10 protein-coding genes and 1 tRNA gene are annotated in these 12,735 nt (G+C 73.2%); 2 read left to right on the top strand and 9 right to left on the bottom strand.

Features of this window, described 5'->3' with window-relative positions:
- Positions 1 to 68: 68 nt before the first annotated feature.
- The 9 genes from Apa02nite_RS31505 to Apa02nite_RS31465 form a co-directional block, all read right to left on the bottom strand.
- Positions 69 to 326: a hypothetical protein gene (locus Apa02nite_RS31505; protein ID WP_203828263.1), complete on the bottom strand. Its 258-nt coding sequence runs from the start codon at positions 324 to 326 to the stop codon at positions 69 to 71.
- A gap of 136 nt (positions 327 to 462) precedes the next feature.
- Positions 463 to 2,622 carry a TerD family protein gene (locus Apa02nite_RS31500; RefSeq protein WP_203828262.1) on the bottom strand — a complete coding sequence of 720 codons (2,160 nt, stop codon included), beginning with the start codon at positions 2,620 to 2,622 and terminating at the stop codon, positions 463 to 465.
- 30 nt (positions 2,623 to 2,652) lie between these two features.
- Positions 2,653 to 2,780 (bottom strand) — tRNA-OTHER (locus Apa02nite_RS31495).
- A 256-nt stretch (positions 2,781 to 3,036) separates the two neighbouring features.
- A complete protein-coding gene (locus tag Apa02nite_RS31490; RefSeq protein WP_203828261.1) occupies positions 3,037 to 3,642 on the bottom strand; it encodes a hypothetical protein in 606 nt (201 codons plus the stop codon).
- A gap of 17 nt (positions 3,643 to 3,659) precedes the next feature.
- The gene (locus tag Apa02nite_RS31485; RefSeq protein WP_203828260.1) at positions 3,660 to 4,553 is read right to left on the bottom strand and encodes a hypothetical protein; all 894 of its coding nucleotides are present in this window, start codon (positions 4,551 to 4,553) and stop codon (positions 3,660 to 3,662) included.
- Between the two features lie 2 nt (positions 4,554 to 4,555).
- Positions 4,556 to 4,930 (bottom strand): hypothetical protein, encoded by a 375-nt coding sequence (locus tag Apa02nite_RS31480; protein WP_203828259.1) that lies wholly within the window; start codon positions 4,928 to 4,930, stop codon positions 4,556 to 4,558.
- Positions 4,917 to 7,793: a CHAT domain-containing protein gene (locus Apa02nite_RS31475; protein WP_203828258.1), complete on the bottom strand. Its 2,877-nt coding sequence runs from the start codon at positions 7,791 to 7,793 to the stop codon at positions 4,917 to 4,919. The genes Apa02nite_RS31480 and Apa02nite_RS31475 overlap by 14 nt, the downstream gene beginning before the upstream one ends.
- On the bottom strand, positions 7,790 to 8,755 hold the full coding sequence (locus tag Apa02nite_RS31470; RefSeq protein WP_203828257.1) for a hypothetical protein: 966 nt from the start codon (positions 8,753 to 8,755) through the stop codon (positions 7,790 to 7,792). Before Apa02nite_RS31470 ends, Apa02nite_RS31475 begins: the two co-directional genes overlap by 4 nt.
- 89 nt (positions 8,756 to 8,844) lie before the next feature.
- Entirely contained in the window at positions 8,845 to 9,456 is a 612-nt protein-coding gene (locus tag Apa02nite_RS31465) for a DUF2442 domain-containing protein (protein WP_203828256.1), read from the bottom strand.
- 428 nt (positions 9,457 to 9,884) lie between these two features.
- Here Apa02nite_RS31465 and Apa02nite_RS31460 point away from each other — a divergent pair, with 428 nt between their 5' ends.
- Positions 9,885 to 11,138 (top strand): DUF6271 family protein, encoded by a 1,254-nt coding sequence (locus Apa02nite_RS31460; protein ID WP_203828255.1) that lies wholly within the window; start codon positions 9,885 to 9,887, stop codon positions 11,136 to 11,138.
- Positions 11,131 to 12,732, top strand: coding sequence for a GNAT family N-acetyltransferase (locus Apa02nite_RS31455; RefSeq protein WP_203828254.1), 1,602 nt, complete (start codon positions 11,131 to 11,133; stop codon positions 12,730 to 12,732). Before Apa02nite_RS31460 ends, Apa02nite_RS31455 begins: the two co-directional genes overlap by 8 nt.
- Positions 12,733 to 12,735 lie beyond the last annotated feature (3 nt).

The following is a 12,735-nucleotide window of genomic DNA, read 5'->3' as shown; positions in this document are numbered from 1 at the left end:
ATGGTACGGACCGCGCTCGCGGTGAAGGGCCCTTCCGACCGGGAGGGGCCCGAGCTGCGCTTCGGCCGTCAGTCCGAGGTCCGGATCCGCTCCAGGTAGGTCAGAGGCTCCCGGCGGAACTCCATGAGCTCCCGCAGCGCGCCCTTCTCCGCCGTGGTGATCACGACGTCCTCCTCCGACAGGGCGCCGACGAGCGTCGGGATCACCAGGTCCCAGGCCCCGGCACCGGCGGAGGCCAGGATCATCGGCCGGTACTTCGGGCTGATCCTGGGTGCGAGCTGGTCGGTGATCTGGCGGCTGTACCAGTAGAACTCGTTGACTTCCATGGTCTCCCGTAGGTGCGGTGGCTAGGCCGCCGGCCCCGGTTGCCCGGGGCCGGCGTGATCGAGGAGAGCGCGGGAGCTAAATGTGAGCCGTGATAGTTACGGATAGAAGGAAGCTCCCGCATGACCTCGACAGTCGTTACGCCGGGATCAGCTCACTGAGCCGATCCAGCGCATAGATCTCCGACCCCTCCGGCAGCCCGTCCGGCGCCTCGAGGCCGACGAACGTGACCGGTTCGTCCGGCACAGAGCCGTCCCACACCCGCACCTCGCCGCGCTCGCGCCACCGGTCGACGAGGTAGGACATGGTCAGGTACTGCCGCTCGACCAGCGCCCGCACCCGGTCGGCCGTGGAGAACGCGTTGCCCTCCACCCGGTTGAACGACGCCCGGCCCCGCAGGTACAGGTGCAGCCAGATCGCCTCCCAGCCGTCCGGGCCCTTGGCGAACACCATCGGCAGCGCGACCCGGCCCGGCCCGCGCATCTGCGAGCGCGCCCGGACGGTCCGGGCGTCGAACGGGGCACCACGCTGCTTCTTCGTCCGGGTCTGGTAACCGAACATCGACTCGGCCACCTCGTCGAACGACTCACCGGAGTAGATGTTGACCTGCGGGACCACGTACAGCCCGCCGATCGTCAGCGGCACGTCGATGAACTCGGTCGCGCCGTCCGGAGCGTTGGTGATGTCACCGGAGTGCACCGCCCCGCCGTGGTGGTAGTTGGTCCAGGACACCTGGCCGGCGCTGCGGAACTCGTCGTCGAGCAGCAGCACCGACAGGTCGAAGTCGGTGGTCCGAGCGGTCTGCCGCCAGTACGTGAAGAAGCGCAGCAGCTCACCGGAGACCGCGGCGCGCGAACCCCGCGGCAGCACCGCGAACCCGCCCTCGGCCGCCTTGCCGGACAGCGGCAGCGCGACGTCGAGCACGTCCGGATCCACCAGCAGCGGGCGGTCCCACACCGGCAGCCGGGCGCCGATCTCGGCGTCCAGCCGCGCGGACAGGTCGGCGACGAGCTCCGGCGGCAGCGGCGGTCGCTGGTCCGGGCCGATCCAGGCGTTCCGCGAGCGGCTCGCGTACATCCGGGCCGACGCGCGCGTCAGCCGGTTGCCGACGTGCTCCCGCAGCGAGCACAGCACCCGGCCGGACGCGGTGCCGAGCGCACCGGTGACCGCGTCGACCACCGCGTCCCGCTCGGCCGCCGGCGCGAGGCGCAGCAGCCGGTCCGCGGACCGCAGCAGCAGACCCGGCGCGGCCGACAGCACCGCCGCGGCCGGCGCGATCTCCCCGGCCCGGACGGCGGCTTCGGCCCGACCGGCCAGGGTGGACACCCGGCGCTCGCCGCGCGCGACGGTGAAGACCTCCTGCGCGTGCGGCCACTGGGCGTATTCGTGCGGGTGCAGCCGTTCGCCGAGCCGCTTCCAGCGTTCCGCGTGGCGCGCGACATCACCGAGCTTGGCCGGGCTCGCGCCGACGACCTCGTTCAGAGCGGTCAGCAGGACCCGGCGTTCCCGGCGCGGGAACGCCCGGAACCTGGTCGGCGTGAGCAGCGCCGGGTCGCCGCCGGAGACCTGGCAGGCCAGGCGCAGCACGTCGGTCGTGGTGTCCACGGCGACCAGCGGCCGGCCCTGCACGAGCCGGACCGCGTTGAGCACGGCACGGTTCTCCCGCACCGGGATGTCGGCGGGCTGCGCACCGTCCGCACAGGCCTGCGCCAACTCGCCGAGGATGACCAGGTCCGCCTCGCCGAGCGGCGTCGAGCTGCCGGCCATGGCCAGGTAGAGCCGCTGCGCCTCCACCTCGGCGGTGTCACCGAGGTGCAGCACGGTCAGCCGGTCACCGGCCGAGGCGATCAGGTCGTCGTGCGCGGCCAGCAGGTCGGCGTAGGTGTGCTGGTACCGGCCGTACCCCGGCAGCTCCAGCAGGTTCACCCCGCCGGTCAGGACCGCGTCGCGCAGCCGCTCGTCGCTGACCTTGCCGCCGCCGGTGAGCACGGCCGCCCGCAGGCAGTCGGTCCAGAACTCGACGGTGTCCGGCACGTCGTGCGGGAAACCCAGGAAGTACGCGTTGTGCTGCACGTGGTCGCCGACCAGCTCGCGGACCGCGGCCACCGTGGTGACGGCGAGGTCCATGGCCGCGCCGGGCGCCAGCGCGCCGACGTGCTCCAGCAGCGCCCGCGACGCCGAGAACCCGGCGTCGAGCAGCGCCGCGTCGAGCTGCCGGGCCACCGGAGCGCCGTCGCCGGCCGCACCCGTGCTCGTCGGCACGCGGAGCGTCTTCTGAATGATCAGCTTGTCGAGCACGTGCTCCCCCGTCCCGATGAAAGGTGTGAGTGGGCCGCCGGGGACTCGAACCCCGAACCTTCCGATCCCTAATGAGAAGGAAGCGCACCCATGCCCGCACGACGGCGGAGGGCGAGTGCACTACATCCCGGATGCTCTACCAACTGAGCTAGCGACCCCAGGACGAGATCCTCGCACGCCCCCGACTACCCCAGCCATCGAGTTTCCCCAACCCCAAAACCCCTTTTGGGTACGACGAAAGCCCGCCGCGACCGCCCCCGGCTGGTTCTCGGGGGTCCCTCCCGGCCCCCGAGACACCCCTGCGCGCCAGCCGGAGAACCGCTCGCCGGTCGCGGTCCCGGCTGGTTCTCAGGGGTCCTTCCGGGCCCGCGAGACACCCCCGTGGACCAGCCGGGGAACCGGCCGGCTGCGGGACTACGCCACGGTCAGCGTGTACGTCGCGTCGACGGTGAACGTTCCGGAGGTGCCGTGCACGACGACGGTGTGTTTGCCGGGGGACGGGGCGTCGATCCGGCCCCACAGCCCGCAGCCCACGCCCGTCGTCTCCCCGGCGGTGCCGCTCACCGGGTTGTCCGGGCCGGCCGTGTACGTGACCTGCTCGTGGTCGATCAGGTCCATCGGCACGTCGGCGCCGTCGAGGGTGACGCTGCCCTTGGCGCCGGCCATGAAGTCGGCGCAGTCCGCCTCGGAGTCGCCGACCCGGTTGATCGCGGGCACGACCAGCGGCCGACCGGCCGGTACGGCGCACGCCCGCCGCACCTTGCCACCGAACGTGCCGGCCAGGAACCAGACGTCGTCGGGCTGGTTGCGCGCGCACTGCTCGCCGGTGGTGTCGGCGACCGGGTTGGTGGCCTCCGGCTCGGCGCTGGCCCACTCCCACCAGCGGGCCTGCATCGGGCGGGGCGCGGCCGCGGTGCTGGCTTTCGCCTCGGGTGCGCTGTCGGTGCTGGTGGTGGTGCCGGCGTCGCAACCGGTGAGGACGAGCCCACACAACACCATGGTGATGATCTGCCGCTGCATGACCGGCAGGATATCGATCACGGTGCCGGTGGGGTGAAGCCCTCCCACAGGTACGCGGTCAGCGCCCGCCCGGCCGCCGGCTCGTCGTCCGGAGTGGACGGTGGCGGGAGGCGCAGCGCCTCGTAGAGCGCGAACCGCTGGGTGTCGAAGGCCGCCTCGACCAGGTCGGCGTAGATCGCGGCGGCCGGTAGCGCCGACGCGCGGTAGATCGCCACCGCGGCCAGCAGCGCCGGGAACACCAGCCACCAGACCAGGGTCGCCCAGACCGCGGCCGCGACCGCCCACAGCACGGCCCGGCCGGCCGCGTCGAGCTGGGCCCGGGCCCCGGTGATGTCCTGCCGGGCCGTTTCGGACAGCAGCGGCCACAGCCGTGGCCAGGCGATGACCGGGTCGAGGCCGTACCGGCGGGCGGTGCGCAGCTCGGCAGCGCGCAGCGTGTTGCCGAGCAGGGTCGGCATCAGCGCGTCCTCCGGCGGCATCCGGTGCAGCCGCCCGGCCAGCACTCCCTCCCGGGTGCGGTCGTGCGCGGTCCGTTCGCCGGTGCGCCGCAGCCGGCCCCACTGGTCGCGCCAGCGGTGGCGGCGACGGCGGGCGAGTGCGACCAGCCGGTTCCACAGCCAGCGCGGGCGACCGGCCGGCCAGTACCCCTCCAGCCAGCTGAGCAACGTCGGGGTGACCCGTTCGGCGACCGCCGTGCTCGCCGCGACCAGCAGCAGCCCGCCGACCAGGCAGAGCACCTGCTCGGTGCCGGTGAGCCGGGTGAACGCGTGCCCGCGGGCCCGCAGCGTGGCGGCGTCACCGGCCCAGGCCAGCGCACCGGCCAGCCAGAACACCAGGGCCGGGGTGAGCAGCCGGGCCGCCCACTGGTCGGCCAGCTTGCCGCCGAGGCCGCTGACGAACCCGGACAGCATCCTCAGGCCCGCAGCATCGTGACGCCGTGCACCGGGCAGCGCGGCACCGGCTCGCTGTCGTCGAGCCGGTCGCCGGTCTCCGGGCAGCTGATCCGCGGGCAGACGTAGCGGCCGCCGACGTCGAGCGCGGCGCCGAGCAACGGCCGGTAGGCGGCGGCCCGTTCACCGCGCAGCAGCGACAGCGCGGCCACCCGGGTCGGCTCCCGGCGGCGCAGGACCGCCAGCAGATCCGGGCCGGTCGCCTCGCCGCGGTCGGTGCGCCGCAGGACCGCGTCGAGCTCGGTCGCGGCGGCCGCGGCCTGGTCGGCCGGCAAGAGCCGGTCGAGCTGGGAGCGGACGGCCCGGGCGGCGTCGGCCACCGGGTCAGGCTCGGACATGGGATCCCCACCAGGTGAAGGCCGCCCAGTCGGCGGGCGCGGCGAACGAACGCTCGCCCGGTGACTCGATCCCGAGCGGGCCGGCCAGCGCCTCGGTCACCGCGTGCGGCCAGCCTTCGGCGGCCAATTGTCGTACCCAAAAGAGTTTTTCGGTGTTGGTGGTGTCCCGGACGAAACAGGCGGCCTCGCGCAGCGCCTGCGGCCCGGTCGCCCCGGGCCGCCACCGGTCGTAGAAGCGGGTGGTGAGCAGGAACGCGGTCAGGTCGTCGACCGCGAACCCGCTGGCCAGCACCGCGTCGGCCCCCGCGTAGAGCAGCCCGGCGGACAGGCTGACCACCTCGTCCGGCACCCGCGGATGCACGAACGCGCTCTCGCACGCGCTGGCCACCACCAGGCGCACCGGCATACCGGCCGCGAGCAGGGCGGCGACCGTCAGGACCCGGTCGCCGGCCAGGACCAGACCGCTGCCGAGCGGAGAATCCATTTCGGTACGACCATGGCAGGCGAAATGCACGACATCCGCGTCCACGGCCCTAGCCAGCACCCGCTCGGGGGTGGCGTCGGCGTCCCGCAGCGTGACAGTGGTGCCGAACGCGGTGCCCGCGGCCACGGTCTCCACCGCGGCCCAGCGCAACGGCGGCTCGGACGTGGGCGCCGGGTCGGCCACGGTGAGCAGGCGCCGCCCGCGGGTCCGGTCCGTGCGCAGCACCGAAGCGCCGGGCAGCAGGGTCAGGACGGCCTCGTCGCACGCATACCGGCGGCCGGTCGCCAGGGTCGGGTCGGGCGTCCACGCGGCGTGCAGCGGGAGCGTGCCGAGCAGGCCACCGGGCAGCAGCTGCAGCACCCCACCGGCGGGCACCCGGTCGAGCAGCGGGCCCATCGCGGCCGTCCACAGCCAGCCGGCCACCTCGTCGAACACGTCCCGCCAGCCGTCCGGGTCGGCCCGCCGGTGGAAGTAGCCACGGTAGAGCCGCTGCATCGCGGACGTGACGGCGTCCTCGGTCAGCTCCGGCAGCGGCAGCGCCCGGACCCCGTCGCCGTCGACGACCAGGCCGAGCGGGTCGCGGTCGGCGGGCACGAGATAGGCGAACGGGCCCACCCGGCGGGCCAGGTCGTGCAGCGCCGGCACGTCCGGCGTCCCGGCCTCGGAGCGGTGCAGCTGCTGGGCGAACAGCGACGCCCGGGACCGTTCGACGGCCAGCACGGCACGCTCCGGATCACCGGCGCCGAGGTGGGCCTGCGCCGCCCAGCCCGGCAGCCGGCGGGCGGCGCTGAGCCAGTCCTCCTGCCCGCGCCGGTTGTCCTGCGCCGTGACCAGCCGGCCCAGCGCGTTCTGGGCGTGGCCGGCGGCCTCGACGGCGTCGCCGTGCGCGTCCCGGCGCAGCGCCGACGGCAGCCAGTTCAGCGCGCCGTTGAGGACCAGCGCGGGATCCCGTTCGGCGGCGTCGGCGGAACCCTCGCGCCAGAGCGTGACCGCTTTCCGCCAGCTGTCGTCGATCCGGGCCGTGGACCTGGCCAGGCCGTTCGCGGCGTTGAAGAGCAGCATCGCGCGCTCGGGACGACCGGCCGGTACCGCGTCGAGGGCTTCGGCGTCCAGCCGCAGCGACCGGTCCAGGTCGGCGCGGTCACCGTGCCGGGCGTACCGGATGCGCAGGTTCCGCGACACCGCGGAGATGCAGCCGGCCCGTTCCGGGTCGCCGGCCGGGAACCGGTCGATCGCCTGCTCGAGCACGCGCAGGCCCTCGGCCAGCAGTAGCTCCCGGCCGGTCAGCTCGTACAGCTGGGTCAGCGCGTTGCCGAGGTTCATCGACCGACCGGCCTGCTCCGGGTCGCCGGGCGGGGAGCGCCGCACCGCGGTGCGCAACGCCTCCACGGCCCGCCAGAGGTCGGCCGGGTCGGCACGGTGCTGGAACCGCTCGCGCAGCAGCATGCCCAGGTCGCTGGCCCGGGGCGGGTATTCGGCGGCGTTCGCCGGGGTGGCCCGCAACGCCGTCTCCATCAGGGCCGCCGCGCGGTCGAGCAGGTCGAGGCGGCCGTCACCCTCGTACCGTCGGAAGGCGGCCCTGGCGAGCCGCTGCAGTGCGCCGGCCGCGGTCTCGCACCCCTCCTTGTCCTGCTGCGCCTCGCGCAACGCCTCCTGCAGGGTCACGGCCGCGGCTTCGAGATCTTCGGTACGACCGTCCGCCGCGAACCGCAGCCGGTGCACGTCACCGAGATGGACCAGCGCCCCGGTACGCCGCGCCGGGCCGATGGCCTGCTCGACCGCGGTCCGGGCGGCCGTGACGTCGTCGCCGGGTGGTCCCTGCTCGGTGCGATCACGGATCCGCAGCCGCACCTCCACCGCGTTGAACCGGAACTCGCTCGCGTCCTCACCGGACGCCTCGGCCAGCGCGACCGCCTGCTCGAAAGCGGACAGTGCGGCGGGTTCGTGCTCGTCGGCCGGCGGCACCCGGGCGTGCGCGATGCCGAGCTGGTTGAAGATCTGCACCCGGGCCTGCGGCGGCAGCGCGGACAGCCCCGGGTTCGCGGTCACCCGCTGCCACAGCAGCAGGGCGGTCCCGGGGTCCTCGGCGGCGCGGCGCCCGGCCCGGATGGCGATCCGGCACAGCTGCTGGACGGTGGGCAGGCCGGTGTCCTCGCGCAGCATCCGCAGCAGGGCACGGCGCTGGACCAGCGCGCTGAGCTGCGCCGACTCCGCCTTGTTGATCAGGTCGTCGAGGGCGTGGTCGTAGGCGCCGGCGAGCAGACCGGCGTCGGAGGCCATCGCCTGCTCGGCCTCGTCGGGTGACATCGCCCGGACGAAGCCGACGAGCGCCGGCGCCTGCCGGTCGAGCTGCCGCGCGATCGCGTTGGGCCCGGTCATGGCGCTCGGTGGCGTGCCGCGAGCATCATCCGTTGGACGTGCGGCAGCGCCGGATGGTCGGGTGGCAGGTGTCCGGCGGCGTGTTCCAGCAGCTCCAGGCCCCGCCGGCGGTCCTCCTCCGAGCCGGTGACCCGCGAGCGCAGGGTGCGGAACCGGCCGAGGTTCGCCATCACCAGCAGCGCGTCGGTCGCGTCCGCGGGATAGCGGTCGAGCAGCTCGGTGTAGTCGTCGATCGCCTGATCCAAATCGGCCGGGTCCTCGTCGAACGTGTACCGCAGGGCGATCCAGTTCGCCGAGTGCTGCCGGATCAGCAGGTCGGTGTCCGAGCCCGGGATGACGTGCGCGGCAGCCTGCCGCAGGAGCTGGAACGCCCGCTGGAGGCTCGCCGGCTGCTTGTCGATCTCGTACAGGCGGCCGTGCAGCATGGCCACGGTGACGTGCACGTCGACCAGCGACACCGGTGGCTCCCCGGCCAGCAGGTCCTGGGCGACCATCTGGTCCCAGATCGCCACACCCCGCCGGATCTCGTCGGCGTCACCGGTGCGCAGCCACGTCCGATCCGCGTTGATCGCGGCGACCACGAAGCTGTCCAGCACCGCCCGCGTCCCCGTCTCGGCCGGCTCCGCGGGCGCGGGCGCGGGCTCGGCCGGGGCCCGGGCGCCGTCGGCCAGCCACGACCGCAGCTCGCGCAGCTCCGGGGTGATCAGGGTCAGCTGGGTCATCTCGGCGAACAGGATCAGCATCTCCAGCGCCGCGGTGCCACGCTCACCGGCAAGGTCCGGATTCTTCTGTACGACGGCGTGCCGGGCGGCCGGCCCGTCCGCCGCGACCAGCTCGGCGACGGCGTGGAACAGCGGGTCGACGCGGGCCTGACCGTCCAGCAGCTCACGCAGCGACTTCTGCTCGTACGCGCGCATCTGCGCCACCGGATCCGCCGGCTGACGCCTGCCCCACCTCGGCATGCCGCTCACCTCCTGCGCCCAACCTCAGTGATACGCCCCTTTCCCCGGCGGCACCGTCCTGAGGTCGGCAAACAGACATCGGTGCCGGTCTAGTGTTTGCCGTGGTAGCCGGCGACGTCGGACTCCGCGGTGTCGGCCCGCCGGCACACCTCCCGGACCAGATCGTCGATCCGCGCGCGGTCCGCCCGGCCGGCGTCCTCGACCAGCGGCACGGCCCAGGCGCAGCCGGCCAGCTCGAAGTGCCGCTGCCAGCCCGGCCGGGCGAGCAGCCCGGCCAGGTCGACGGCGGCCGAGCCACCCATCTCGGCGTGCCCGCCGTTGATGGACTCACCGATCACCAACGGTCTCGCGGCGAACGGCGCGACGTAGACGAAGTACACGTGGTGCGTCGGGTGCTCCGGCGTCGGCGCCTGGTTGCGGTAGGCGACCCGCAACTGCTGGCGCTCGAGTTCCGATCCGCTCACCTCCCGAGACCCGGTGAACAGGTAGTCGGCGTCGAGTGCCGGCCCGCCCGGCCACCGGATGCCGTCCCCGCTGAACGTGAGGTGCTTGAACGTCTCCGGAGAGGTGAGCCTCGCCCCGTCGAACCCGGGCCGGTCCCGCCACCCGGCCGAACAGTCGAAGAGCCGCACCGCACCGGAGTCGAACTCCAGAACGAGCTGCCACGTCTCGGTAGGAACAACCCGCAGCAACCTCGGCACCCGGCCACCTCCACCTGGACCACCCACCCGGAACCACCAGGCTAAACGACCACCCACCCGGCATTCCGCGCGCAACGCCCCGGCTGGTGCTGAGGGTTGTCTCGCGGGGCTTGAAGCAGCCCTCAGGACCAGCCGGGCGGCCTGACTCTGTCGCCCGGCCGGGGTGGGTTGGGTGAGGCGCGGTTCGGTCCGGTGTGGACGGCGGTGGCCGGGGTCACACGCGGGCGGCGGTTCCGGAACCGGGGCGCTACCAGCGATTTCGGGACTTCTGACGGGTTCGCCCGGAAGACGGGGTTGTGGGACGCGCGCGCCGCCGATTAGGTTCGACCGCGCCATGATCGATTGGCTGCGATGAATTGCCGAACGGGCTGTTCACCGGCTGTTTCTGTGCCCTTTTCCCGTACCGGGTGAAAGACGGGAGTGAATCAGTGACCGACGCGAGGGACGACCGTCGCCGGGTCTGCCTGGTGGTGCCGACCAACCGGGAGTGCGCCGCGACGCTCACCGAGGTGGTCGCCGAGGCCGAGTACGCCACCCGGCACTTCGACGTGGACGTGTGCCTGCTGGTGCTCGACTCCTCGGACGAGTACGAGGCGCACGCGAAGGTCCTCGCCCTCGCGCCGCTCGTCTGGCACCTCGACGAGCCGGCCCAGCGCGAGTTCCTGCAGCGCGTCGTGCGCGGGGCCGCCGCCGACCGCCCCGACCTGCTGCTCGATCTGCTGCTGCCGGCCGGCGTCTCGTACGGGGCCTGCACCAACCGGGCGTTCCTGATCGCGGCGGCACTGGGCTGCGACTCGGTGCACCGGCGGGACTCCGACCTGTACTTCCAGACGTACGAGGGAAAGAAGATCTTCCCGATCCACGCGGAACTCTCCGCGCTGGGGAAGGCCGCCCGCGATGTCGTCGCGACCGAGAACCGGCTCGACGAGAGCCGCGCCGACCTGCCGGTGGCCATGGCCGGCGCGTCGTTCGTCGGTGACATGTCGGTCGACGTCGAGGACATCCGCGACCACGAGGCCTACTACGACCTGGTCAGTCTGTGGGCCGCGCCCGGCAGCACCGAGGACGAGAAGCGCGAACTGGTCGCGGAGTCGTTCACCGGCAGCGCGCCGTTCGACGGCGACCACTGGACACTGTCGGTCGTCGACCCGATGCGCGTCGACATGCACAACATCAGTTTCCACGGGTTGCAGGAGAACGTGCCGCTGCCGCCGGCCACCGACACGATCGGCAGCGACTACTTCCTGATCCACGTCGCCGACCGGGCCGGGCTGCCGGGCCTGCTGCACAACCGGCACATCGTCAATTTCCACACCGCGGAACGCAAGAGCGACGCGGGTTTCCTCGCCTACCAGCTGCGGTTCGCCAAGTTCATCCTGTCGATGTACTACTTCCACTTCATCTACCAGCGGATGACCAACGCCAGCCCGGGTGACATCGCCGCGATCGTGCGGGCCAGCACGTGGCAGCCGCGCGAGCCGAACGAGGCCACCGCCGAGCTGATGGAGCAGGCCTACCGGCGGCTCGGCGGCCGGTTCACCGCGGTCGCCGACCGGATCGGCGCGAACCGCGACGCGCTGCTGATCGAGGCGCGCCGCGACATCGAGGACTTCGCGCTGCTGATCGAAGCGTGGGCCGCGCTGATCGCGGCCGCCCGCGAGACGCCCCTGCGGCATGACTGAGATCGGTCATCTGCGGGCCGCTCTGGGCGCGGCCGACACCGACCGGATCGTCTACGACCTGACCGGCATCGAGAGCCGGTATCGGGAGCTCGGCGACGAGCTGCCCGGCGTCCGGGTCCGTTTCGCCATGAAGGCGTGCCCGGTGGACGAGGTGCTGACCGGCTTCGCCGACCTGGGCGCGGGCTTCGACGCGGCCAGCCCCGGCGAGATCCGGCAGGCGTTGCGCACCGGTGCCGAGCCGGAGCGGGTGCACTACGGCAACACCGTGAAGTCCGACAGGGACATCGCCACCGCGTACCGGCTCGGGATCACCACGTACGCCACCGACAGCGCCGAGGACGTGCGGGCGATCGCGCGGCACGCGCCGGGCAGCCGGGTGTTCTGCCGGGTCAGCACGAGCGGCGAGGGCGCGGTGTGGGGCCTGACCGGCAAGTACGGCAGCGACGACCCGGTCGCCGTGCTCGACCTGGCCCGGTCGCTCGGCCTGGTGCCCGCCGGGCTGTCGCTGCACGTCGGCTCGCAGCAGATGACCGAGAGCGGCTGGCGTGACGGCCTGGCGGCCGTGACGGGCGTGGTGCGGACACTGCTGCGGCGCGGCATCCGCCCGGACCACGTGAACCTCGGCGGCGGTCTGCCCGCCTCCGGTCATCCCGGCCTGACCCCGCCGACCGGCGAGATCTTCGCGGCGATCCGCTCCGGGATGCGCCAGCTGCGCGAGGCCGCCGGCGGTGACCTCGACTTCGTCGTCGAACCGGGCCGCTTCCTGGTCGCCGACCATGGGGTGGTCCGGGCCGAGGTCGCCCGATTGACCGTACGGCGGGAAGCCTGGCTCTACCTGACCTGCGGACGGTTCAACGGCCTCTACGAGGGTGACCGGCTGCCCTACCGGCTGGAGTTCCCCACCCACCCGGCCGGCCCGACGGTGCCCGCGATCGTGGCCGGGCCCAGTTGCGACAGCGACGACGTGCTCGCCGGGGGAGTGCCGGTGCCGGTCCCGGCCGGGCTGGCCTCCGGTGATCCGGTGTGGATCCACACCGCCGGGGCGTACGCCACCAGTTACACCACGGCCGGGTTCAACGGGTTCGCGCCGTTGCCCTGTCACACCGTGCGCGCCGAACGGGTACGGCCCATCGACGTGCACGACTGGCCGGCGATCGGCTCGCTGGAGTCCATCGCGTACACCAAAGGGGGTCTCTCCGAAGGGCCGGAGGCCCTGCGCTCCCGCGCCCAACCGGAGACCTCGTTCGTGCTGGACACCGGTGACCGGGTCGGCGGTTACCTGCTCGCGCTGCCCTACCCGGAGTTCCGCTACCCCGACCTGCACCGGCCCGAGGAGTCGGCGGTCCGCTCGTCGAACCTGCACCTGCACGACATCGTGATCGACCCGGGCCTGCGCGGCCGCGGCTGGGGCAAGCGCCTGGTACGTCACCTGACCGAAACTGCCCGTAGCCTGTCCTATCGACGGATCTCACTGGTCTCGGTCGACGGGACAGCCGGCTTCTGGTCGTCCCGCGGCTTCCGTCCCCACCCGCAGGTCCCCCTGCCCGGCGCCTACGGACCGGACGCCGTGTACATGTCGCACGAACTGAGGTAGGCC

Origin of the sequence: Actinoplanes palleronii, from assembly GCF_016862315.1 — a bacterium.
GTDB classification, from domain to species: Bacteria; Actinomycetota; Actinomycetes; order Mycobacteriales; family Micromonosporaceae; genus Actinoplanes; species Actinoplanes palleronii.
Note: the sequence above shows the minus strand (reverse complement) of the source record. Positions and strands in the feature narration are given on the sequence as shown.